The following is a 26711-nucleotide window of genomic DNA, read 5'->3' as shown; positions in this document are numbered from 1 at the left end:
GCATAGTGTATAGTCTGATGTCTGGATATTTGGCCTGAAATTCGACCATGGAAAAGAAGATACTGCTGACCGACTGCCCTGATGATAAGGGGCTGATCGCGAAGATTACCAACATTTGCTACAAGCACCAGCTCAATATCATCAAGAATGACGAGTTTGTAGACCGGGAACAGGGGCGCTTCTTTATGCGTACCGCCCTTGAAGGGATCTTCAATGATGCAACTTTCCTGGAAGATCTGGATATGGCCCTACCTCAAGGTGCTGAGCGGCGCCTGGTTTCGACAGAGCGTAAGAAACGCCTGGTGCTGATGGTTACCCGTGAGCCTCACTGCTTGGGGGATATACTGATGAAATGCTATTCAGGTGCTTTGGATGTGGAAATCACAGCAGTGATCGGTAACCACCCTGATCTGGCGAGCCTGGTACAAAAGTTTGATATTCCCTTCCATTGCGTGCCTGCGGAAGGGATGGATCGTGTGGCACATGAGCAACAGGTTGCTGCGTTGGTAGATGAGTACAACCCGGATTACCTGGTGCTGGCCAAATATATGCGTGTACTCACTTCTGATTTTGTAGCCCGCTATAGCGGTCGCATCATCAATATTCACCACTCCTTCCTACCTGCCTTTATTGGAGCAAAGCCCTACCAGCAGGCCTATGAACGTGGTGTGAAGATCATTGGAGCCACAGCGCACTTTGTTACTGATGACCTGGATGAAGGGCCGATTATTGAGCAGGATGTCATTCATGTAGACCATGCTTACTCCGCAGAATCTATGGCAGATGCCGGTAGAGATGTTGAAAAGCTAGTACTTTCCCGGGCCCTGCAATTGGTGTTGCAGGAGCGGGTATTTATCCATGGGAATAAAACCGTAGTGTTTAAATAAGAGATGAAAAAGGGGGCTGAGAGGCCTTTTAGCTGAAATGGTGTATAAATTCAGAGGACAGAATGGGAATGAATAGTACCCGGATTCACAAATTTCCACCCAGACAGAGAACAATAACAGGTCTACTATTTTTTTTGTTGCTTTCAGCTTGTTCTAACCATGGGCCTATTCCCGGGATGGTGGAGTCTTTTCAAACTGAGATAGCCCCCAATGGCGCCAAGCGTTTTACATTCAGCATAAATCGAGAGCGACGTGATATACCTGCGCCTGTTGTGGCGAATACCAGCCCTCAGCGGCGAACGCAAAATGAGTCAGTGAGAAAAGTGGGTTCGACTCGTCGAGTTGAAAGTTACTTTGATTGGGCCCTTGAACAAAAGATGTTGGAAACAGGTTTTTGTACGCAAGGGTATTTTGAGATTGAACGTACTATTTCAGAGTATGGTGGTGAAGTGCGTGGAGAGTGTAGAGAAGGAGCGTTTTAGTGCTTTTTCTGACTTTCGTTTTCCAGATTAGGTTTATTGTTTAAAGAGGGCTTTTTAGTCAGTAGTAAAGCTTGGGTTTCGGTTAGTACTAAAAATGTAGATAAGAATAATGAAGTACGAATCAATTTTAGAGCAAGTCTCTACTCAGCAGATCATTGCAGTATTTGACCTTATATCAGATATTATTTTTTGGGTAAAAGATGAATCCGGCTATGTGGTGCATTGTAACCGGGAGTTTATTGAGCATGTCGGATGCAGATCCTTGCATCAGGTAGTAGGCCGCTCAGATATGGACTTCTCCCCTTCTTATCTCGCTAAAAACTATATGCGTGATGATAAAAGGGTGATGGCAGGAGAGACTATTACAGATCGGCTGGAATTGAATATTGGTAAAACAGGCGAGTTAGTTTGGTTTACGACATCAAAACGCCCATTAAAGAGTGCCAGTGGAGAAATCATAGGAACCTATGGCGTAGCTCGAGATCTTAAAGAGACAGTTAAGACTCTCTCTAGAATGGATAAACTTAAAAGGCCAGTTGAATACATAAAAAATAACTATAGCCAGCCAATTGCAGTGGAGGATTTGGCAGAGGCCGCGAGTTTATCGGTGAGTGCATTAGAGCGGCGTTTCAAAAAATATCTGGATAAAACACCTATGCAATTTGTTCGGGAAGTCAGATTAGAGAACTCTCGCCGTATGTTAGTGGAAACGCAAAGCCCAATATCTGAAATTGCTTATCGGGTGGGATTTACGTCGCATAGTTACTTCAGTAGACACTTCAAAGGCATGTTTGGACAGCTTCCAGCAAATTATCGTGATGAAGTTCAGTCCAATATATAAAGATCAATTAAGCTGAGTATCCTCAGCGACTCTGGAGAGAGTATTGCGTTATCCTCTCCTGTTGAGTTGATAGCCGCCCATTTCATTCATTTCTGGAAATTCTATACCTAAGTTTGACATAGGTTTTTATTCCTAAAAACAAACAGTTAGCTGACTGTTTTTGGCTTTCTGTGACTGTTTATTTTTTTCTTAAAATCTAAGACGCCGATTTTGTTTCATTAGTGTCCCAGTATTGATTACCTCTTCATCAGGGTTTTTTTTTAGGGTTTTAGTGCTCAACAAATGAACTGTCTTTTTGGGGTTTAGGGTCCCCTGACAGTTTTGCGTCAGCCCTCCACTTGGGGGCTGGCACTTTTTGAATCTCGGATAAAAAGAATAGAAAGTTGGGACGCTATGAAATCAATCAATAAGAATAGTCTAAACAAGGTTAAAATTCGGAGTAAGGGGCTTAAGCGCAAGACTATAGCCTCCGCTATTGTTCTAATCATTAGTAACATGGCTAATGCAGAAGAATCCTCCGGTGAGGATAAGCCGATAGAGCACATCGAGGTAATTGGCATCCTTGAAAGTAACACCAGAAACTTGGAGATCAAACGAGATTCCAATGCCATTGTGGATGCGATAACCGCAGAAGATGTAGGCAAGTTTCCGGACAAAAATGTTGCAGATTCACTTCAACGTGTACCGGGAATAACAATTACCCGCAGTGGTGGTGAGGGTAGTAGGGTTAGTATTCGTGGCACCAGTGCTGAGTGGACCTTGACCCAGTTAAATGGAAATTACATTGCAACCTCCGATGGAGGAGCACCATCTCGTAGCTTTAATTACACTTTGTTGCCTTCCAACATGATCAGCAAGGTAGAAGTCTATAAAAGCCCGGAAGCTAGAATTGATGAAGGGGGAATTGGTGGAACAGTTATTCTGCACAGCCGTAAACCTCTGGAAATGGAGTCTGGAGAGGGCGTTATTACCACTGAAACCACTTATTCAGATACCAATGAGCAGTGGGAGCCGCAGTATAGTGCTTTTTACTCCTGGAAAAATGAGAGTGAAACCTTCGGTATTCTGGCTGGCTATACCAAACAGGACAGAACTGTAACCTCTATTGAAAACTACGCAAGCCATTGGCGATTCCACTCAGACACGGTTGAAGGTGCCGAACGCCCGGCAATTGTTGACCAGGAAACTGGCGAAGTTTACAACAATGTTTGGGCGCCCAGGGCTATGGGTATTGGTAATCATGAGCAGGATAGGGCCAGGGATGGTTATCAAATTACCACTCAATGGCGGCCAACTGAGCGCTTGGAATTTTCTCTGAACTATTTCGGTTCCCAGTTGGGATACGATACCCGTAGTCAGACCCTCACCTTAGCTGAATGGAATGATAACCATAACCCCTACTTTGGCGTTGAGCTGGAAGGGGACACCGTAGTTACCTATGGCAACGGTGATAACGGCCTGCTAAATGCGAATAACTGGGGAGATGCTGATGTCAATGGTGGTGTCGAGGTAGAGCGAGGTTTAATGTCTCCGCAATTGACCGGGCAGGATAGCTACGGTGAATCAGAATCTCATACCTTCGACCTCGAAATTCTTTATGAAGGTGACTCTTACACAGCAGCAGTAAATATTGGACGAAGCTCTGCAAAAGGTGGTGTCTCCGAAAGAATCATGGCAAATATGGATGCACGTTATGGTTCTGTAAATAGTTGGCTGTGGTCTATTGCCGATGGGGAACCTAGCTACGAAATCTCTACAGATCTCACCTCGGATCAAGAGGCCTATCCATACTATGACTGGTTTAGTTCTGACGCTACCCAAAATCGGGACAGAGAAGATTATTATCAGCTTGACCTGGGGTTTGACACCAATTGGGGAATAGTCAACAAAGTCTATGTCGGTACTAAATATCGGGATCATGAAGCAAAGTCCCTAAGAGATACTTTCTTGTGGGATGACGGTATCTCGGATAACGGTGGTTATCGTGGGTGGTTGTCGGGTACAGAATGGTTCCACAACCCGGATTTTCATCCAGATACTTCGATCTTACTTGGTAGCGACGTAATCGATAATAGCGCAGGCGATACCGGGGCTATTAACTATCTACCTTTTGATATAGATGCGCTTAAAGCCTACGTGAGTGATAATTTCACCCGGACTGTAGTTCCTGTGTTATCCGGTACCTATACCATCGAGGAAAAAATATTTTCTCTTTATGCCCAGGCGGACTTTGAGTGGGAGGCTTTCCGGGGTAACCTTGGTGTCCGCTATGTTAATACAGACCTAACTACCTCGACATACGATGACATTATTGGTCAAGAGACAGATATTACCAGTGCAAATAATAGAAGTGCTGATAGTGAAAACTTTCTGCCAAGTTTAAATATTGCCTGGGATCTAACTGATGAGCTGGTATTACGATTTGCTGCAGCAAAAACTATGTCTCGAGTCAGTTATGCTGACTTGGGGCAGGCTGAGTCATATGGCCCTCCTGTAAATATAAATTCACCGGATTCTTGGACCGGACGTGGGACCGGTACTTCCGCAAATACTGGACTAGAGGCGATGCTTTCCAATCAATTCGACCTGGGAATTGAATGGTATTACCTTGATGGTTCCGCACTTGGAGCAACATTATTTAGTAAGGATATTAGCAATCTTCCTATAACTACAACTGAAGTCGTATTGCGTGAGCACAGTTGCTGTAATGGTCCCATTGAAGTCGATATGACTACAAAAACAGGAGGTGCTGAGGCAACTTCTAGAGGTGTTGAACTATTTGCACAACATGCGTTTGAAAGTGGTTTTGGTGTAATGGCTAATTATACCTACACTGACACTAGTACTTCGGGAGTATTTGTTAATGGTGTAGAAACTGAAGCAGAAATTCCTGGAACGGCAAAGCATCAATACAACCTTTCCGGTTACTATGAAAACGATTTGTATAGTGTACGAGCATCTTACAATTGGAAGGATGACCGGGCTGGAGGGCTTCATCAGGGATATAATTTGTACGACAAAGCCTATGGGCAACTTGATCTTAATGCCAGCTATACCTTTAATGAAAACCTCAATTTCACGGCATCTATTATTAATTTAACAGAGGAAAAGACAGAGGGGTTCTGGAAACAGGAAAACAGGATGACTTATTATAATTACTCTGGTCGCCGATTATATATTGGTGCAAACTATAAATTCTAACACCTCGTTGATCGTAGTATTGGGTGTAGAGCATACGCTCTACACCATTTTTTTAACTTGAGATGTTAGGCTATAAAATTTACAGAACTACATAATAAAAAATGAGAAAAGATATGAAGCAACCAACACGTAGAGCAATGCAAGCTGTTTGCGCCACCTTCCTATTTCAGGCTGGTGCATACGCAGATATTGAAGTGGTCAATTCGGATGTCTGTCCCTCGGACACTACAACAGTAAGCTATTCTGAAGCGCTTAATTATCCTGATGAATTTTGTGGTCTTCTCAATAGTGGTGATTTAGTCGGCCTATCAGGTGGGGCTTCAATCGAACATCTGGGGACCAATTGCCAATTGACGGGTAATGACAGTCGCCAAATAGCGAAGACATTATGTAAGTCTGAACCTTCAGCACCACATGTTGTGAGTGGAAGCAGTTGTTCATCCGATGCAGACCCGGTTACCTATCTTGAGGCACAAATTTATAAAGATGAGCTGTGTTCGGTTCTGGGGGACTGGGAAATTGCAAACCTTGCCGATAATGCCTCCATGGATGGCAGTGGATATGGGTGTGGTTCACGCAAGAATGAAATACGTGAGCTGGGCTCAACACTGTGTAAATCTGATACTCCTCAGGAAAGTGGATCTGCTCCGAAAGTTGCCTACATAGAGGTTAACAGTAATAACCTGGGCAATGCGGGCTGCTTTACAGAGAGCGATGGTAGTCAGTTGTTCGATATAGCTGTTATCTTCGCGGCAAATATTAATTACGATGGCCAGAAAGCTGTTTTGCATTTCAATAATCAAGTGTCAGACCTGCTCAATAACAATTTGAGTACAGTGCAAGATTTACAAAACAAGGGTACGAAGGTGGTACTCAGCGTTCTCGGAAATCACCAAAATGCAGGTTGGTCCTGTTTTGCCGATGAGCAGTCCGCTGATGACTTCGCGCAGCAGCTCAAAGATGCCGTGGATCAATATGGGTTGGATGGTATTGATATTGATGATGAGTACTCGCAGTGCAGCCAAACCTATTCTGACTCCTTGGTAAAAGTGACTAGTGCATTACGAGAGAAGATGCCTAACAAAATTATTTCTAAAGCACTTTGGAGTGATACCGATGCTTTTCAGGCTGAATGGAATGGGAAGAAACTGGGCGACCAATTAACTTATGGTTGGGAGATGAGCTATTGGTTGGGCTCAAGCTGTACTTCACGAATTCAGAATTACTTAAATTTGGGGGTCGATAGATCCAAGTTGGGTGTTGGCGCTTCTACTGTGTTGAATACTGCTTCTGCAGCGAGCGCTTTAGCATCGTGTAATGAGAATAATAATCTTGGTGGCGGCACTATGATTTTTAATGTGACTAAAGATTCTAGCAGCTACCTTTCTACAGTATGGCCAGGTACTTCAGAGATCCCTAATTGCCTTAAGTGATTATATAAACCCTGGCTGAGAGCCCCGTGGGAATTGGCATTAGTCGATGAAGCGGGGTAGGTCTTAAAAAAAATGAAGATTGAAAAGTAGTTCAAGGGAGTGAAAAAGGTGTACTCAATTATTGACTCTGGTATTTATTCTAAAATTACTATGTTGGGTCAATTTTCATTTCTTTGAGTCAAGCGGGGGTAGCCTGATATCTTTTTACGTTGGTAACAGCAGTGCTTCCCCTACTCAGTACTTAGAAACAACTTTACGAAGCCATTACTACCTTGCCTCCCTCACAGATGGCCCCATTGTTTGGCCGATCATACCAAAACTTAATTGGTATTCGAGCAGCATGAGCAGCTAGAACTACACTTTGAATTTGTTTAATGGACTCGTGAGTTACGCCTTGGGAGTTCCCTACTTCAATATAAATACGTTTGCCACTTCCATCTGTACATGCGGAATTAAAAGCTTGCGGAAAATTAATTTCCAGCCTCCCATCGGGTAGAACACCAACAGTTTCTGGAATCTGGTAGCTGGGCATAGCTACGCTTGCTAATGATGGACTTGATATAGCCAGGAAGGATAGACCGATCACAGTTTTCTTCACTTCGACTCCTTTTCGTGTAGCTTTATAGGTTAGTAATTTTTGATTGTGCTTAATGATATAGAAAAGCGGGCATATAGCCCGCTTTTAAATCCACCTGTGAGAGTGTTGGATTTTACTCGGCGTAGCTCTCGATCGGAGGGCAGGAGCAGATCAGGTTGCGGTCGCCGTATACGTTGTCGATACGGTTGGCAGCCGGCCACACCTTGTGTTCTTTTAACCACGCTGCCGGGCGCGCAGCGATATCGCGGGAGTAGCTGTGGGTCCACTCTTCGCTCATCACGTCCTCAAGGGTGTGAGGGGCGTTGTGCAGCGGGTTGTCCTCAGAAGAATATTTACCGCTGGTGACATCTTCCACTTCCTGGCGAATTGTTGCCATCGCTTCGATAAAGCGATCCAGCTCACCCTTGGATTCGCTTTCGGTAGGCTCGATCATCAGGGTGCCGGCTACCGGGAAGGACATGGTGGGGGAGTGGAAGCCAAAGTCCATCAGACGCTTGGCGATATCCTCTTCAGTGATACCGCTGGCTTCCTTAAGTGGGCGCAGGTCAACCAGGCACTCGTGGGCAACAAAGCCATTGGTGCCGGTGTAGAGCAGGGAGTAGTGCTCACCCAGCTTCTTGGCTACGTAGTTGGCGTTCAGGATCGCCATCTCGGTAGCCTGCTTCATACCCTGCTTACCCATCATGCGGATATACATCCAGCTGATTGGCAGGATACTGGCGGAGCCCCAGGGAGCGGCGGAGATGGTGCCGTTATCCAGGTTGGTTTCCGGTACTTCAGTCACCGGGTGGGCCGCCAGGTAGGGCTTCAGGTGTTCGCCAACAGCGATCGGGCCCATGCCGGGGCCGCCACCACCGTGAGGGATACAGAAAGTTTTGTGCAGGTTCAGGTGGGATACGTCACCACCGAACTGGCCCGGCGCGGCGACGCCGATCAGGGCGTTCATGTTGGCGCCATCAATATAAACCTGGCCGCCAGCCTGGTGTACCAGGTCGCAAACTTCGCGGATACCTTCCTCAAATACCCCGTGGGTGGATGGGTAGGTGACCATCAGTGCGGCAACGCGGTCGCCGTGCTCTTCGATTTTGGCTTTCAGGTCTTCGATATCCACATTGCCTTTATCATCACAGGCAACCACTACCACTTTCATGCTCACCATCATGGCGGAAGCCGGGTTGGTGCCGTGGGCAGAGGCGGGAATCAGACAGATGTCGCGCTGGGTTTCGCCCTTCGCTTCGAAGTACTTTTTGATAGCAACCAGGCCTGCGTATTCACCCTGGGAACCGGCGTTGGGCTGCAGGCTCACCGCATCGTAACCGGTGCAGGCGGACAGCATCTGCTGGAGCTGGCGGAACATTTCCGCGTAGCCTTCCGCTTGATCTACGGGTGCGAAGGGGTGCAGCTTGCCGAACTCGGGCCAGGTGACTGGGATCATCTCCGCAGTGGCGTTCAGCTTCATGGTGCAGGAGCCCAGGGGAATCATGGAGTGATTCAGGGCGATATCCTTGGCTTCCAGAGACTTGAGATAGCGCAGCATTTCGGTCTCGGAGTGGTAGGTGTTGAACACCGGGTGGGTCAGGAATTCAGTATCGCGCACCAGGGAGGCGGGTACACCCAGGGAGCCCTTGCTGGCAATTTCGCTGTCCAGAGTATGCAGATCGATGCTGTGTTCGGTGCCGATAAAGGCATTGATCAGGTCGGACACATCCTGCAGGGTGGCGGTCTCACTCAGACTCACACCCAGGGCGTCTTCACCAATTTTACGCAGGTTGATCTCAGCGGCCAGGGCGCGCTGGTAAATCTCTTCCTGCTTGGCGCCAACGGTGACATTCAGGGTATCGAACCAACTGTCGTGGGCCAGATTGAAGCCTTCCTGCTGTAGGGCGGAAGCGAGAATATCTGCCAGGCGCTGGATGCGGGCAGCGATGGTTTTCAGGCCTTCAGGGCCGTGGTAAATCGCATAGAAAGAGCTCATTACCGCCAACAGCACCTGGGAAGTACAGATGTTGGAGTTGGCTTTCTCGCGGCGAATATGCTGTTCGCGGGTTTGCATGGCCATGCGCAGGGCACGCTTGCCTTTGCTGTCGACGGAAACGCCGATAATACGACCCGGTGCGGAGCGCTTGTAAGCTTCGCGGAAGGCGAAGAAACCAGCGTGGGGACCACCGTAGCCCATGGGGATGCCGAAGCGTTGATTACAGCCAACAACTACGTCTGCACCCATATCACCCGGCGCTCTCAGGGCTACCAGGCTCATCAGATCTGCGGCCACGGTTACCAGGGCGCTGGCTTCGTGCACCTTGGTGATGATATCGGTCAGGTCGCGCACGCGACCGGTGCTGCCGGGGTATTGCAGCAGGGCGCCGAACAGCTCGGCGGGGATATCTTTCTCCACATCGCCTACAACGACCTCGAAGCCGAAGTGCTCGGCGCGGGTTTTAACGACGGCGATGGTCTGCGGGTGGCAGTCCTGGTCCACAAAGTAGACGTTGGATTTGTTGCGTTTGACCTGGCGCTTACACATGGCCATGGCTTCAGCTGCTGCGGTACCTTCATCCAGCATGGAGGCGTTTGCCAGTTCCATACCGGTGAGGTCCATAATCATCTGCTGGAAGTTCAGCAGGCCTTCCAGGCGGCCCTGGGCAATTTCCGGCTGGTAAGGGGTATAGGCGGTGTACCAACCCGGGTTCTCCAGCACATTGCGCAGGATCACATTGGGGGTAATGGTGTCGTGGTAACCCATACCTATAAAGGTACGGTAGATCTTGTTGCGCGCCGCAATATCTTTTAGCTCTGCGAGGGCCTCCACTTCATTGATCGCATCGGCCAGATCCAGCTCATCGGTCTTGCGAATGGCTTCGGGCACGGTTTTCTCGATCAGCTCTTCGAGGCTGGCAACTCCGAGGGTTTCCAGCATGGCCTCTACCTGTTTGGCATCGGGGCCAATATGGCGATGGATAAAGGCGTCGTGTTGTTCCAACTGCTGCAGCGATGGTTGGGTCATAAACTTCGTTCCTGTAGTCGCAGGGAGTCGTCGCGGTGCGCTCGCGGTTAAAAATAGCACCTGGCCTCGGTACCGCTTTTCCTGTGGAAAGCCTCGGGCCTCCGCATTGCGGATAGGCGAGGGTAACGCTTGGGAGAATCGGTTTGCTGGCAGCCCCAGTGTTGCAATACGGAACCAGAGGGGAAGCCGGGCCATAGCGGCAGGCGCGCATCTTAGCAATCGGCGCGAGTAGGGGCAATCTGCGGGTTTTGGGCGGGGAAACTGCTAAATTTTGGCACAAAAAGTGGGTTAAATCCTGTGAAATGGGGGCTGGGGAGATTTTGTTCTACATATGGCTGAGCAGATTTGAAGTCTGCCTATTTCACTATTAGGCCGCTCAATGCTAATGGAATGCTGAATGCCGTGCTTCTTCCCTACGTTTTTTCTTTTTTTCTCAATAAGCACACCATCTCAGCTCCTTCTACAGATTAGCCAACACCTTATTGAGAGCGACGTATCAGCCACCAAGAATTGCGATATGGGTGTAGTCAAAGCGACCATGGATGCCGCTTATGGAATGAGGCTTATATTAGATGTCGTTTAGCCCGGGTGCTGAATCTTTAAATCCACGAATGACCGGTTATCTGGGGTGAGATAGAGGAATGTTCAAAATAGAAAGAAGTTTTGACGATATAACCACCCTAAGGAATTCAATCGCTTTCCTGCAAGTAGGTAATCCCCCCGAAGGGGGATGAGACTGGACGCTAACCTTGCTCTATCATTCGCCTGTCTTTGGCTATTACTTTGGGGTTAAATTCCGGGCTCAAAAATATACAACTGCCACACAGCCCCATGGCTGCTAGCAATAACCAGGTATTGTTCAATCCCATTACGGCTGCGCCAAAACCACAAACCAGTGAACCAATAACACCGCCAAAGCGAGTTGTTAATGAAAAGATGGAATCAACAGTTGACCTGACTTCGTCCTCCACTGCTTCATGTTGTAACTGGGCAGAGGCAGAAAGCCCCAGACCGATACTAAAATTAAACAATAAGAATAAACTTACAAACAGTAACAAATCTCCAGACAGCGCCAGTAACATCACTAAAGATAATTTTATCAGACTGGCTATCAAAAGTACTTTCCCCAATTGATGGTTCAAAAATTGAGTCATCCAGGTAGTAATTCTCGCTGACAGACTGCCTAATAGCATGATCAATGCCATTAATAATCCGTACAGCCAGCCCACGGACATATCGCCTGATAAGGCCTCTAAGCGTACCGGCCAATATTTTTCGATAGCACTGGCTATTGGAGTCAGTAATATAACAGTCAACAACAAGCGCCATAGTGATGGCGAGTAACAGGCTTTAATACCTAAACTGAGCTGGCTGGGTATTTGACTGATATTTGAAAGTCGAAAACGATCAAATACACGATTCTCCCTGATCTTTGTCTTGGTGAAGGCGAACAAGAGTAAACTACTTAGCAACGCCAAAAATATAAGTCCCCGATATAGATCCAGATCATGATGTCCGAAATATTCCCCACTTCCTACGACCAAGGCGCAGCATAGTGCACCTAGGGCTCCGATGAGTCCGGCACGAGTCGCGATACGCGCAAAACCCTCCTGTAGGCTCATTGTACCTTCAGCTTGGTTAAAGCATTCTACAAACCAGGCATTTAAAGATCCTGAAAATAATGCCTGGCTAGCTCCCCATAAAAACATCGCCACCAAGGCTCCATAGAAACTTTGCCAAACCAATAGCACCACGTAACAAGTCATAGCCATTGTCAAAGAGACTAAGTATACCTTTTTCCGACCGATCTGATCCGCCAAGCTACCAGTAGGTAATTCAAAAAGCATCACTGACAACCCCATGACTGCCAGTATCATCCCCAGCTGCGGCATAGACATACCCATAGCTAAAAACAAAGGCGTTAATATAGGCAATATTAAATAGGTGGAGAAAAAACCCCATCCCATTTGAAATCCGTATAAACGGATTAATTCTATTCGCTTCATAAACCCATCCTAAGGAGCCCCTGAAAAACTCTGTAATACCCCTGAAAGCCCCGGCGGATATCAGTTGTAGGGCAATCATACTTAATGAAACATATTCAAGTATTAGAGAGATGTTGGAAATAATTTAGAGATTGACTGAATTTAAACATAATTTTAAGGCTATACCAGAATCATAATTTCCTGTTTAGGGGAATTCGTACTCTGTAAAAGACGAATCCCCCCCCTGGAAAAATCAGGTTTACATTTCTGTAGTTTGAGCTTCTGGTGCTAGATACGTTTGTTGTCCAGCAGATAATTTACGGTTAATTGCCATGGCTATAGTATTCAGAGTCTCATCTTCGATCATGACCCGCTCGTGTTTGGCTTTAATAGAAATATAATCGCAATTTAATAACAGATCTTCGAACCCATTTTTGGGTGTTGAGAAGCCCTTTTTAAATACGCCTTGAATGTCAATATAGTCATTGATCAAAGCAAGGGTTTGTGTCGGGGTTGCTTCATCAGAGACACTGCTACCTTCAAAGAAAATCGCAGGTCCGCCATAGGGTTGGAGTGATTTAACATATTCGGCATAAAATAGAAATGTATCAACCATTTCCGCTTCAAAACGGCCACATTCGAGTAATCTGGAATCTTGTTTTATAGTATCAATCATAGTTTGTTCTATGGTGATTACTACAGGATCAATTAAAAACAACATTTCAACTTGCTCCCCTAAAGCTTCCAGCTTTTGAGCAATACCGAGAGAAACCATGGCTCCTTCGCAGTAGCCCCCCAGAAAATATGGTCCACCCGGCTGCTTTTTACGTATCACGGCTAAATAGTAATCAATCAAATGGTTCAATCTAATTTGTCGGCCGCTGTACACCTGTATGTTTTCCAATAATTGGACCGGACGATCGATATCAAGCTTTTCCACCAGTGGGATAAAAGTTTCTGGCCCTGCTGCCGCAGGAATCAAAAATAAACCAGTTTTATTACTATCACCATTGAAAGTCATAAATTTTCCAAACTCATTATAATCTTTCAAAAAGTCAACAATTTCATTTTCTGTGCAGGATGAAAAGTTAGGTATAGATTGTGATTTTATCTTTTCTGCCAAGCCCCTAATGGTTGGTTGTTCATTAAGTAATTTAGGCGAAACCCGGATATTACTGCGACTACAGTGATGATAAACTTTAAGTAGCAATATTGAGTCTCCGCCTAAATCAAAGAAATTGTCAAGTACACCTATGGTCTTTACACCTAATAGCTTCTCCCAAATTAAGCACAACTCGCGCTCTAATTCATTTTCTGGTTCAATATATTCTGCTACGGTGGTAAAATTGGGAATTGGCAGTGCGTTTCGATTTAGTTTTCCGCTAATTGTCAACGGCAAAACGTCAAGCAAAGTAAAGGTTGTTGGTATCATATAGGCAGGTAAGTGAACGGAAACAAAAGCTTTTAACTCATCAATAGTTGATTCTTGTTTTTCACTTAGAACCACATAAGCAGCAAGGTACTTATTCTCTTCTTGGCACCTGTCTATTACTACCACCTGCTGCACCCTGGGATGTTGTGCAAGAACAGCTTCAATTTCGCCTAATTCAATGCGATAACCTCGGATCTTCACTTGAGAATCATTTCGCCCCAAATACTCCAGCTCGCCATTAGGTAACCAACGGACTAAATCACCAGTTTTATAAAGTCGAGTATTAACCTCGTCCTCTGGTGAAATAAATGGATTTTTAATAAATTTTTCAGCTGTGAGCTCCGCCCTATTGAGGTACTCCCTGGCCAATCCTTCTCCCCCTATATGTAATTCACCCGGGGCACCGATAGGTAAAGGTTTTAATCTACTATTGAGAACATATGCCTTCATATGTTTTAGGGGCCGCCCAATGTTGGAACGGCTGGTATCTTCATCGACTGTCAGCTCTTTGTATGTTGCAGTCACGGTTGTCTCTGTGAGGCCATACATATTTACCAGCCTAATTGACTTACTACCATTGGTATCCCACCACTCTTTAAGTTGTTCAATATTTAATTTCTCCCCACCCAAAATCACCAAGCGAAGTAATTCAAGAGGTTCACCAGTGAACCTCAATGTATCAACCAGGGCATAAAATGCAGCCGGCGTTTGGTTTAACACCGTCACTTGCTCTTGCTGACACAGGCGGACGAATCCGGGAAGGTCCGTCTTGATTTCGGTTGTTGGTACTACCAGCTTTCCGCCTGTGGTCAGGGCTCCCCAAAGTTCCCAAACACTGAAGTCAAAGGTATAGGAGTGATATAAGACCCAGGTATCGTTATCATCGAAGCTCAAATCTGCCCGGGTGCTTTCTAACAGCCGCATCACATTTTCATGAGTTTGTAGCACTCCCTTAGGTTTGCCTGTCGTACCTGAGGTATAAATTACGTAAGCCAAATCTTGAGGCTCAATATCGCTGACAGGTATGAGGCTGACGTCATCAGCTAAGGGTACAGAGGCATCTGCAAATACTAATACGGGTGTTAGCTCAAGTTCGCCAGAGAGTGCCGTAAAGGTACCAGTGTATTTATTGTCGGTGATGACTATGGGTACTTCAGTATCCTGGAGGATATACAAGGTTCTGCTTGATGGGTAATTGGGAGAGATGGGTACGTATGCGCAACCCGTTTTAAGAATTGCAATAATACTAATCACCATTTCCATGCTATGATCGAGGAAAATACCGATCAGCGTGCCGGATTTAAGGTGCTCTCCATATGCTGATTGATAATCAGCCTGGAGCTTTAAAGCGAGTTGGTTAGCTCTATTATTTAATTGGTCATAACTTAACGTTTGCTGCTTAAAAGTTAACGCGGGTTTATCGGCAAATGACCTAGCCTGGATTTCAAACAATTGGTGAAGACATAAATTTTGTGGGGAGCATGGTGTGGTTTTGACCCAGTCAACCAACAAGGTTTTCCTCTCCTGTTCACAAATCAAGTCCATATCGGCAATAGGTTGCTGTACATCAGCAACTATCTCCGCTAGTATCCTTTGATATAAAGTGGAGAATCTAGTAATTGTCTGCAGGTCAAATAAACTAGTAGAAAAATTAATAAAACCGTCAAGTTCAACCTGCCCGTCATTAATATGTAAACTTAAATCAAATTTAGCAGGGGAATACTCTTGATTATACTGCGTGCCCTCTTGTGATTCGTCATCTGAAAGTCCTTGGTTAAGCTCGCTTAAGGACTGCTGAGTAAATGGAAGGTTTTTATCTTCTTCGCGGATCTTCGACGAGGTATTCTCTAGGCTGAATACGACCTGAAACAGAGGATGACGGGAAGGGTCCCGTTCCACATTAAGCAGTTTAACTAAGCGTTCAAAAGGTAGCTCCTGGTGAACTTTGGCTCCTAGAACAAGCTGATGAACTTTATCTATCCATTGTGCAATTGTGAAGCTCTCATCTATTTCTCCCCTTAACGCTAATAAGTTAACAAAAAAACCTATCACGCCCTGAGTTTGTGCATGGTGACGATTTTCTGACGGTGTGCCGATAACTAAGTCTTTCTGGCCGCTTAAAGTCGAAAGTAATAGATAAAAACCGCTAAGCATTAGACTATACAGTGTTGTCTTCTGTTCTCGGGCTAACAATCTTAATTGGTGTGAAAGCTTTGCATCCAAAGAAAATTTCAAAATCTGCCCACGGTAATCGAGTTGGGGCGGACGTGGTCTATCTGTGAATAAATGAAGTGAGCTGTAACCATTCAGTTGCTCAAGCCAGTAATTCTCTAGATTTCGTAATTCTTCTCCTTGTAAAAATGCTCTTTGCCATACGGCATAATCGCTGTACCGAATGTCTATCTGTGCGAGCTGTGGCTCCTGCCCAAGACGGTAAGAAGAATAGGCATGAGATAATTCGGTAAAAAAAATCTGTGCTGACCAGCCGTCAAATGCAATATGGTGCCAGACAAAAAGTACAAAAGCTCCTTGGGGAGAATCAAGTCGAATAACCCTAAACGGTCTTCCTTTGGCCAGGTCAAAGTCCTGCTCTATGGCTTCTTGCAGCCCATTTAACAGAGCAGCATTGTCTTTTTTTGATATACAGCGAATAGTTAAGGGGATATCAAGGACCTGCTGGTAAGCATCACCATTTTCATGAAGGCGATAAATGGTGTTGAGTATGGGATGGCGCCTAACCATATACTGAATGGCATCTACTAATGCCGGGTAGTTAATATCATCGGATAGTCGAATCAGGTGCGGGATATGATAGGCATTACTTCCTTGCTGCCACTGATGAATAAATAATAACCTTTCCTGGGCAAAACTAAGTTCAGACTTCTCTTCGGGTGTGGAAAATATTATCCTATTGATAAAGTCGCCTTTACTGTATATGTGATTAAATTTCAATAGGCGAGTTAATGACGACTTTTGCTCTTTGATTAACTCTAATAGATCGCTGTTCGATAAATCTTTTTTGCTGTTGAGGCGCAGTTGTTCTCCATCCAGCCAAATTGCGACTTGATTGGTTTTTATTTTGCTGATTAATTGATTCATTTTATTATCCCTATAGGACCATCTCAAATTCTTGAGTTTCGTCCTGGTTTGATGCTGCGTCTTGCTGTAACGAAGTACTTAATTTTTCAATTGTTTGATTTGCAAATAACATTGCTAGTGGGATGTCTATACCAATTATCTGACGACTTTTGGCCCCAAGACTGATGGCTTTGATTGAATCTCCCCCGATACTAAAGTAGTTATCGCGGATACCAACCTGGTCCAATCCCAAGACTTGTTGCCAAACCTCGCATAATTGGCGTTCAAGTTGCGTACGTGGTGCCAGATAATCAGTCTGGGAAACAAGTTTGGGAGTTGGCAAGGATTTTTTATCCAGTTTACCGCTTAAATTGACAGGTACTTTATCAATCCAGTTAAAGCTTGTCGGAATCATATAGTCGGGCAATACCGATGTTAATGTAGCTTTTAATAGATCAAGATCTTTGGATTCCCCGGAATCTGGTACTAAATAGGCTGCCAAGTATTTTTGATTTTGATATTCATGATCCGTTACAACCGCTTGCTTAACTCCTTCCAGGTCATTTAAAGCCGCTTCGACTTCACCTAACTCAATACGGAAACCTCTAATTTTCACTTGTAAGTCATTGCGACCGATATAATCCAGCTCACCGCTGGGTAACCATCTGACCAGATCGCCAGTTTTGTAAAGTCTGGTATAACCTCTGGCTTTATCTTCCTTGCTGGCAAAGGGGTTTTTTATAAAACGCTCTGCTGTCAGTTGAGGTTGGTTCAAATAGCCCCGGGCAAGGCCGGCTCCGCCTATGTGCAACTCACCAACGGCCCCTATTCCTAATAACTGACCTGATTTATCGAGGACATAGCTTTTGTTATTGGCGATGGCCCTGCCTATGGGGATCCGGTTGTCTTCTGATTGAGGTGGACAATGATATTGATGGCTACTGATAGTCGCTTCTGTAGGTCCGTAGACATTAATGAGTTTATCTCCCAAATCACTGGCCAGCTTGGTTGAGGTCACTTCGCCACCCGAGATGACTCGCTTCAAGCCATGCTTTTCCCCAAGCTCCAATGCCAGTAGGAGACTGGATGGTGCATCCAGGTGAGTAATGGACTCTTGCTCAATCAACTGCTCAAGATGACTAAAAGACTGGATATCGGCTTGACTGGTAATTACTAGCCGCGAACTACTAAGCAGTGCGATAAATATTTGCTCTATTGAGGCATCAAAAGTGTAGTTAGCCAGTAATAACAGAGACTCATCAGAAGAAATCTCATACGCTTGTATATTATGCTGCATCAAATTTACGCAACTACGATGCTCAATCATCACACCTTTAGGCATGCCAGTGGTACCGGATGTATAAATCACATAAGCCAGGTCGGATGGTGATGTCAGCGCAGGTAAATTTTCTCCACTTATTGCTTCATTCAGAAGTAACTCTTGGGTTACACAGAATATGAATTCTTGACGTTCAAGACCGATGATTTTTCGGAGTTTATCCTCAATACTCTCTCCTGTCAGGATCATCGGGCATTGACTGTCAGATATGATATAACGTAGGCGCTGCTCGGGGTAATCTGGAGAAAGCGGCAAATAAGCTCCACCGGATTTTAGTACTGCTAAAATAGCAATGACCATATCGATACCGCGTTCGAAATATAGTGAAATAAGGGTATCTGGAATTATCGATTGCCCGTAGGCTGATTGATATTGTTTTGATAGGATGCGGGCCAGGCGGTTGGCCCTTTCATTAAGTTGACGATAAGTAATCCGCTGCTGTTCAAAGATCAGTGAAATGTTATTTGGCGTTTGCAGGGCTTGCTGTTCAAATAAACCATGTAAGGTTTGTCCCTCAGGGAAGTCAATTCTAGTATTATTCCACTGACCCAGGATTAGTTGACGTTCAGTTTCACTAACTCGGTCAATCTGATCTATACATAACTTCGGTGTTGCCAACAAGCTTGTGAGTAGGTGTTGATACAGGTTGGCAATGCGAATGATGGTATTTTCATCAAAAAGGCTGATCGCATAATTAAAAGTTGCAGTAATTTCCTCACTACCATCATTTAAAAATAGACTTAAATCGAAAATTGCCGGTGAATAAAGAGAAGTTTCTCCATCAAGTTCAGAGGGTAAAAAAGGAAAATTTTCATTAACATTTTCTTTCTGAACAAAGCTCTGTACGCCGAACATGACTTGGAAAAGTGGGTGGCGCGAGGTATCACGTTCAACATCAAGTGCCTCGAGCAGGCGTTCAAAAGGCAGTTCCTGATGCACTTTAGCCTGAGTAACGGTCTGATGCACCTGGGCTATCAAATCCCTTACAGTCATTTTAGTATCAAGAATAGTTCTCAATACTAGAGTGTTCACGAAAAATCCAATCAAGTCTTGAGTTTGGGCATGGTGACGATTATCTGAGGGTGTGCCTACAAGAATATCTTCCTGCCCGGATAAGGTTGCGAGGCAAAGATAAAACCCAGTTAGTAATAGGGTATATAAGGTAGTACCTTCAGCTCTTGCAAAAGCGCGTAACTGCGCTGACATATTTCTGTCTAGGATAAAGTGATAGTGCTTACCTCTTTGATCAGCCTTTGGCGGCCGTGGATGATCTAGTGGCAGTGCCAAGGGTTCATAACCGGACAACGTTTTTTGCCAGTAATTCAGCAGATTTTCCAGTGTCTCACCTTTGAGATGGGCTCGTTGCCAAACAGCATAATCATGATATTGAATTTCCAGCGACGGTAATGATGCTTGCTGCCCCTCACAAATAGCATGATAGATTTGTGAAAATTCTTTAATGAAAATGCCAGTAGACCAGCCATCAAAAGCAATATGATGCCAAAGAATCAACAAGTATCGTTGTTTTCCTAACTGGTACATATGTAAGCGGACGGCACCCTCATGGTTTAGATCAAAAGGGTGATTATTTTCCCTTAGCAGGGCAGTCTTCAATTGAGCTTCATCATTAAGCTGGTGCTTGTTTATTTTTATCTCCCTGGGCTGAACTTCTTGTAGGCTGACACCATGTTTGTCAGTGTAATAGATACTGTTGAGTACAGTATGACGTCGTACTACCTCACATATTGCCCGTTCAATATTATTCAGCGATGCCTGCGGCTTGAGCCTGACTAAGTAGGGAATATGATATGTACTTGCCCCGGAGTCGAATTTCTCGATAAAGAATAAACGTTCCTGTGAAAAAGACAGGGGATAAGGGCCGACTTTTACCGAAGGAATTCTTAGTAGAGGCTTCTCCTCAAGCCCTTTGGAGAGGGCAGCAATATTTTTTTTCTCAAACAGAGTTGCTAGGGGAAGTTCAATACCTAATTCCCTGCGAATGGTAGCTATGAGTTGCACCGCATTGATCGAATGTCCACCGATTCGAAAAAAGTCATCCGCAATACCTACACGATCAAGTCCCAATATCTGCTGCCAGATCAGGCAGAGATTTTGTTCAAGATTGGTGCGGGGAGGGAGATAGTTATCATTTATAATCAATTGTGGATTTGGTAACGCACGATAATCCAGTTTTCCATTAGGGGTTAATGGCAACTTTTCTAGAAAAATATAGCTTTCAGGGACCATGTATCCCGGTAAATTAGTGAATAGAGTTTGCTTTATGGTTTCCGGTGAAGTTTTCTCTCTTGACTTAAGTACTATATAAGCAACTAATATTGTATTTTCTTCATGGTGAAAAGTAGTCACTAGTGCCTGTTTTACTTCGTCAATTTCATGTAGGGCTGACTCGATTTCCCCTAATTCGATCCGGTAGCCCCGTATCTTAACCTGCTTACCAATGCGCCCAAGGTACTCTAAATTTCCGTCTGGTAACCAGCGAACCAAATCCCCGGTTTTATATAGCCGGTCATGTCCCCTTTCTCTATCTTCATCACTGGCATAAGGATTATTAATAAAGCTCTTAGCTGTCAGCTCTTTCTGATTAAGGTAGCCGTGAGCAATACCTGCACCGCCAATATGTAGTTCCCCGGAAGTCCCGACAGGCGACAGCTGGCCACTTTTATCTAAAACATACAATTTCTTATTATACAGTGGACTGCCAATAGGCAGTTTTCTCATCTTGGTATTCAAGTGACAAGCAGTAGCAAAAACAACCGTTTCAGTAGGGCCATAAACATGTGTGAACGAAATTTCAGGGTGGTCGTTAACTAGCTGGTGAAAAGTTCCTGCATTGGCCTTTTCTCCACCAAACAAAATATTTTTTACCTTCAACCCGTTTAACAGGTTCTCTTTGGCCAAGACACTCAGTAATGCTGTTGTGATAAAAAATGAATCAATATGATGGCTATTTAGATAATTTATTAAGTGTATAGGAGATTGGATTACGTCCTGCGTAGCGAGATGCATACTACAGCCATTAAGAACACTGTAAAATAAGTCAAATATAAAACCATCAAAAGCATAGGAGGACAAACTGGCTATATTGGTCACCCTGGAGGCTTCCAAATAACGATTATTACAAGCAAAGGCTGCTACTGCATTATGTGGCACTAAAACGCCTTTAGGCTTACCTGTTGTCCCTGAGGTATAAATCACATAGGCAAGATGATTGCTACCTGATGTTTCTGGTAAATTATCGTAATGATATTCGGCGATTCCCTTATCATCATCAACTACCAGAGTTGATGGGGCCTGGTACTCGCCAGCGTCAGATGCGGATAGTGCCGATAAGCTCTGCTTATCACTCATTACTAACGAGACTTGGGCATCCTCCAGCATAAATTTGATACGTGCTTGAGGGAGGTCTGGAGCAATTGGCACATAGGCAGCTCCAGCTTTCAGCACAGCCAAAATGGCAACCACCATATCTGCACTACGTTGAAAACATAATCCTACTAGAGTGTTGGGTTGTATTGTCCCTGCGGCGCTGGCCCTATATTTATCTAAAAGCGCACGTGCAAGACGGTTGGACTTTTGATTAAGCTCCCGATAGCTAAATCTGTATTGCTCAAAAACCAGGGCAATACGATCAGGTGTCTGCCTGACCTGTTGTTCAAATAATCCATGTATAGTGTCTCTGTCGGGATAATTAACCTGGGTATCATTCCACTGGTACAACGTTTTCTGCCGATCAGCTGCACTTAGCTTTTCTATTTGTGCTATCGGAAGGTCTGGCCGAGAAAGAAGACCGGAAAGCATTCTTTGGTAAAGGCTGGATATACGCACTATAGATTCTTTATCAAAAAGACTTACCGCATAGTTAAACCCCGCTGTAATTTCATCGCCACAATCATTTAGGGATAAACTTAGATCAAATTTTGCCGGTACATATAAGTTGCTTTCATCAACTAATTTTTCAGGAATGAAAGGTAATTTTTCGGAATCACTGATTTCCTGCCCATTATTCTGTAGACCAAACATTACCTGGAATAAAGGGTGGCGAGAACTATCTCGCTCTATCTTCAGCTCTTCCACTAGACGCTCGAATGGGAACTCCTGGTGTACTTTGGCCGAAGTTACGATCTGGTGCACTGTAGCGAGTAGTTCTTTTATCGACATTTCGGGCTTGATTACAACACGCAGAGCCAGGGGGTTAACAAAAAAACCGATCAAATTTTGAGTCTGGGCATGATGACGATTATCTGACGGTGTGCCCACTAAAATATCTTCTTGCCCAGACAGGGTTGTCAGGCATAGGTAGAATCCACTAAGAAGTACCGTGTATAGGGAGGTTCCTTGATCTCTTGCTAATGTTCGTAACTGTGCTGAGATTTGACTACCTAGAGTGAACCGATAGTATTTACCTCGGTGATCAGCCACTGTGGGTCTGGGGTAATCAAGTGGTAAAGCCAAAGGTTCATATCCGGACAAACGTTGTTGCCAATACTGTAGCTGCTTCTTTTGCTGCTCTCCTTGCAGATAGTCGTGTTGCCAGGCAGCATAATCACGATATTGAATATCCAGTTCGGGTAGGTGAGCTTCTCGCTTTTGACATATGGCTTGGTAAATTTCTGAAAGCTCTTTAATGAAAATCCCGCTAGACCAGCCATCAAAGGCGATGTGGTGCCAGAGTATCAGTAGATAATCTACTTCCCCTAATTGATATATATGAAGTCGAATTGCCCCTTCCTTTTCAAGGTCAAAAGAACGCATACACTCTTTTCTAACTAAGAGCGTTAATTGTTTTTTATCCGCAGCCTTGTGCATTTGTAAAGTGACAGGAGTAGAGAGCACTTCTTGCCGACTAATCCCCGTGTTATCGGTATAATAGATACTGTTAAGCACAGTATGCCTACGAATCACAGCGTTTAGTGCTTGTTCAAGCTTGTCCAGCGATGTCTTTGGCTTTAGCCGGGTAAAATAAGGTATATGGTAAGCACTGCTTCCGGATTCAAATTGTTCAATAAATAGCAGTCTTTCCTGAGCGAAAGACAGTGGAAATGCGGTTGCATTTGAGCGTGGGATTGTCAAGAGTTCCTGTCTTTTTAATCCTGAAATCAGAGTGGCTATATTTTTTTGTTCGAACAAATCTTCCAGTGAAACTTCTATAGCCAGTTCTTGGCGAATAGTAGCAATTAGTTTCACTGCATTGATTGAATGGCCACCTATACGGAAAAAATCATCCTTAACGCCTACTTGTTTCAGCCCCAGTACACGTTGCCAGATCTGACACATCTGACTTTCTAGTTCGGTTCGGGGTGCAAGGTAGTTATCCTTAGAAATTAGTTCTGGGGTGGGTAAAGCACGATAGTCTACCTTACCGTTGGTGGTTAGCGGGATCTGATCCAAGTAAGCATAGCTCTCCGGTAACATATACTCAGGTAAGCTAAGAGCCAATGTCTTCCGCAAGGCTTCTGATGAAATATCTTGTGCTAGAAGAGGTACTATATAGGCTATCAGTAAGGTACTACCCTGATGATGATAAGTTGTCACCAGTGCCTGCTTTACCGCTTCTATGTTGGTGAGCGCAGTTTCGATTTCTCCTAACTCAATTCGGTAACCCCGAATTTTAACCTGCTGTCCTATGCGTTCCAGATATTCCAAGTTTCCGCTGGGTAACCAGCGCACCAAATCGCCGGTTTTATATAGGCGATCATACCCCCTGCTTTTATCTTCATTATTGGCAAAAGGGTTATCGATAAAACTCTGTGCTGTCAGTGCTTCCTGGTTGAGATAGCCTCGGGCGACTCCTGCTCCACCGATATATAATTCCCCTGGAGCCCCGATGGGTACCGGATAACCTTTTTTATTAAGTACGTAAGCCTTAACATTATTGATAGGGCGCCCTATACATCGATTATTATTTTGCTGATAAAAGTTCAGGCTTTGAATGGCTGTTACCGTAGCTTCAGTTGGTCCGTATTCATTAATAAGCTTGTCTTTCCAAATATTTACCAACTCCGGTGAACAAGATTCACCGCCAAATACCACTCTTTTTATTTGCTGTTTGTTTTTGATATCACCTAAAGTCAACAAATGAGCAGGAGATGCTACCAAGTGTGTAACCTGATGTTTGGCTAATAAGCCGATGATTTTTTCCGGTTGTTTTAATATTCCTCTTTCGGGTAATATCAACCTCCCACCATTCAACAGAGCCAAATAAAAGGGCTCAACTGAAGCGTCAAAAACATAAGACAACAGCCAAAGTACACGTTCTTGATTGTCAAAATTAAATGCTTCGCTTTGTGCTTTAATTAGATTAACAACGGATTTATGCTCTACCATTACTCCTTTAGGAGTACCGCTTGTGCCTGAGGTATAGATTAGATACGCCAGGTTGTTTCCTTGCGGACCATGACTTAGGTTTTCGATAGAATACGGCGCAGTTTCTACTTGGTTATCTACTGCAAGCAATAAAGGTGGGGTAGGGATTTCCTCGAGTAAAGAGCGGAGTTTATCTAGCTTGAAACTTTGACTTAATACCAGAGCAGAATTACTGTCTTCTAATTGAAATTTCAGACGTTTTTGAGGTGCATCACAGGCAAGGGGCAGGTAAGCTGCGCCGGCTTTTAGCACAGCTAATATCCCTATTACCATTTCCAGGCTTTGCTCAAAATATAGGGCAACGATAGTATCAGGTCTTATCGTATCTCCGTGTTTATTTTGATAGTTATGCTGTATTGCTCTTGCTAACTGATTAGCTTTTTCATTCAACTCTTGGTAAGTTAATTGTTTTTCTTCAAAACTAACCGCGATTGAATCATGATTTATTAGGGCTTGAGTTTCAAATAGATGTGATAAGCTTAGCTCATTACCACCAGGTGAGCTTGTCTGATTCCAATCAATTAAAACTTTTTGGCGATCCCTATCTGACAAACTATCAAAAGTATTGATAGATCGTGAGGGCTGCTCCAGCATCTGTACCAAAATTTTTTGATAGACTCTACCGATATGAATAATGCTGTCTTCATCAAATAGACTTACGGCATAACTAAATATACCTTTTATCTGGTTCCCACTGTCATCGAGAGTTAGGCGTAAATCCGCTTTTGCAGGCGAATATAATGGATTTTGAGGATCTGTTTCTACCTGGGTAAACGGCAATTCATATAGGTTTGTCAAACCAAAATTTTGTACCGTAAACATTACCTGAAACAATGGATGGCGGGACAAATCCCTTTCCACTTCCAGTGTATCAATGAGAGACTCAAATGGTAGATCTTGGTGAGTTTTAGCCGCAGAGACTACCTGATGTACTTGCCTGATTAATTCATCAGCTGTTATATCTGCATTTAACTTTAATCGTAGCGCCAGTGAGTTGACAAAAAAGCCAATTACGTCTTGGGTCTGGGCATGATGACGATTATCTGACGGAGTACCTATCAGGATATCTTCTTGCCCTGATAGGCTAGACAGTGTTGCAAAAAAAGCACTGAGGAGGACGGTATATAGAGTAGTTTCCCTTGTTTGGGCATAGTGCCGCAATTTCAGGGATAGTCCAGTCTCTAACGTAAAGTAGGTATTTTTTCCTCGGTAATCCATTTTTTTGGGGCGAGGGCGATCTGTTGGTAAAACTAAAAGTTCATAACCGCATAAGGTATTATGCCAGAAAGACTTTAGCTTGGAGAGATTCTCTCCATTTAGGTAATCCCTCTGCCATTGGGCATAATCGCTATATTGGATAGATAGGTCTGGTAAGCGTACTTCCTGACTGTTAAGTAGAGACTGGTAGATGCTAGATAATTCCCGTAAGAAAATATCCATTGACCAGCCATCAAACGCAATATGATGCCACATAATTAGCAAATACAGCTTTTTATTGACCTCATAATATTTCAGGCGCATTGGTGGATCTTGCGACAGATCGAAGGGACGCACTATCTCATCTTTTACCGCCGGTAGTAACTTTTCTTCTGTGCTTAATTGGTTTGTCGAAATTTTAACAGGGTCAGATAATATCTGGCTGATATTCCGGTTATCAGACTCAATATAGACTGAATTGAGCACGGGATGGCGTATTGCCAAATGTGTAAAAGCACTTTGTAGAATATCTAATCGGGCATCTTGGTTCAATTGCACTAAATATGGAATGTGATATGCACAGGTTTCAGGCTGTAAACGTTCAATAAATAATAGTCGCTCCTGAGCAAAAGACAGGCGGTATTGTATGAGTTCCTCAAGCTTGGAAAACTTTTTCTGTGAGTCAATTTCTCTTTTTTGTAAATACTTAACTAACTGAGACTTTTCTGCTTTCAATCGTGTTAGTAGTTCTTGCGGTATTTCATCACCGCTACTTGCCAATTTAAGAATATCTCCACTGACCCATACAGCCAGTTTATTTTTCTTGAGTTCTTTTAATAACGCCAACATC

The 26711-nt window shown here is 44.3% G+C and carries 9 protein-coding genes; 4 read left to right on the top strand and 5 right to left on the bottom strand.

What is annotated here, in order from left to right; translation table 11 throughout:
• The first annotated feature begins 47 nt into the window (after positions 1-47).
• The 4 genes from purU (at position 48) to ABWV76_RS18495 (ending at position 6844) form a co-directional block, all read left to right on the top strand.
• Positions 48-887 (top strand): formyltetrahydrofolate deformylase, encoded by an 840-nt coding sequence (gene purU, locus ABWV76_RS18510; protein WP_282951487.1) that lies wholly within the window; start codon positions 48-50, stop codon positions 885-887.
• A gap of 591 nt (positions 888-1478) precedes the next feature.
• Positions 1479-2210: an AraC family transcriptional regulator gene (locus tag ABWV76_RS18505; protein ID WP_020412128.1), complete on the top strand. Its 732-nt coding sequence runs from the start codon at positions 1479-1481 to the stop codon at positions 2208-2210.
• Between the two features lie 393 nt (positions 2211-2603).
• Positions 2604-5411: a TonB-dependent receptor gene (locus tag ABWV76_RS18500; protein WP_353376908.1), complete on the top strand. Its 2808-nt coding sequence runs from the start codon at positions 2604-2606 to the stop codon at positions 5409-5411.
• Positions 5412-5512: 101 nt separating this feature from the next.
• Positions 5513-6844, top strand: a complete 1332-nt coding sequence (locus ABWV76_RS18495; RefSeq protein ID WP_353376907.1) for a glycosyl hydrolase family 18 protein — start codon at positions 5513-5515, stop codon at positions 6842-6844.
• A gap of 253 nt (positions 6845-7097) precedes the next feature.
• On the opposite strand, the gene ABWV76_RS18490 is transcribed toward ABWV76_RS18495, so the two are convergent.
• From ABWV76_RS18490 to ABWV76_RS18470, 5 genes are all read right to left on the bottom strand, one after another.
• Positions 7098-7442: a hypothetical protein gene (locus ABWV76_RS18490; RefSeq protein ID WP_157533367.1), complete on the bottom strand. Its 345-nt coding sequence runs from the start codon at positions 7440-7442 to the stop codon at positions 7098-7100.
• A gap of 112 nt (positions 7443-7554) precedes the next feature.
• Positions 7555-10446, bottom strand: a complete 2892-nt coding sequence (gene gcvP / locus ABWV76_RS18485; protein ID WP_353376905.1) for an aminomethyl-transferring glycine dehydrogenase — start codon at positions 10444-10446, stop codon at positions 7555-7557.
• A 743-nt stretch (positions 10447-11189) separates the two neighbouring features.
• Complete coding sequence (locus ABWV76_RS18480) at positions 11190-12452, bottom strand: MFS transporter (protein ID WP_353376904.1); 1263 nt, start codon at positions 12450-12452, stop codon at positions 11190-11192.
• Positions 12453-12690: 238 nt separating this feature from the next.
• Positions 12691-16962 (bottom strand): non-ribosomal peptide synthetase, encoded by a 4272-nt coding sequence (locus ABWV76_RS18475; protein ID WP_353376903.1) that lies wholly within the window; start codon positions 16960-16962, stop codon positions 12691-12693.
• Positions 16963-16972: 10 nt separating this feature from the next.
• A complete protein-coding gene (locus tag ABWV76_RS18470) occupies positions 16973-26710 on the bottom strand; it encodes a non-ribosomal peptide synthetase (protein WP_353376902.1) in 9738 nt (3245 codons plus the stop codon).
• Position 26711 lies beyond the last annotated feature (1 nt).

The organism is Microbulbifer sp. NBRC 101763 (assembly GCF_040371615.1).
Lineage (GTDB): Bacteria > Pseudomonadota > Gammaproteobacteria > Pseudomonadales > Cellvibrionaceae > Microbulbifer > Microbulbifer variabilis.
Note: the sequence above shows the minus strand (reverse complement) of the source record. Positions and strands in the feature narration are given on the sequence as shown.

Excerpts from the sequence above, each read along its gene's own strand:
- purU (WP_282951487.1), top strand. The coding sequence starts at position 48 with ATGGAAAAGAAGATACTGCTGACCGACTGCCCTGATGATAAGGGGCTG.
- ABWV76_RS18505 (WP_020412128.1), top strand. The coding sequence starts at position 1,479 with ATGAAGTACGAATCAATTTTAGAGCAAGTCTCTACTCAGCAGATCATT.
- ABWV76_RS18500 (WP_353376908.1), top strand. The coding sequence starts at position 2,604 with ATGAAATCAATCAATAAGAATAGTCTAAACAAGGTTAAAATTCGGAGT.
- ABWV76_RS18495 (WP_353376907.1), top strand. The coding sequence starts at position 5,513 with ATGAGAAAAGATATGAAGCAACCAACACGTAGAGCAATGCAAGCTGTT.
- gcvP (WP_353376905.1), bottom strand. The coding sequence starts at position 10,446 with ATGACCCAACCATCGCTGCAGCAGTTGGAACAACACGACGCCTTTATC.
- ABWV76_RS18480 (WP_353376904.1), bottom strand. The coding sequence starts at position 12,452 with ATGAAGCGAATAGAATTAATCCGTTTATACGGATTTCAAATGGGATGG.
- ABWV76_RS18475 (WP_353376903.1), bottom strand. The coding sequence starts at position 16,962 with ATGAATCAATTAATCAGCAAAATAAAAACCAATCAAGTCGCAATTTGG.
- ABWV76_RS18470 (WP_353376902.1), bottom strand. The coding sequence starts at position 26,710 with ATGTTGGCGTTATTAAAAGAACTCAAGAAAAATAAACTGGCTGTATGG.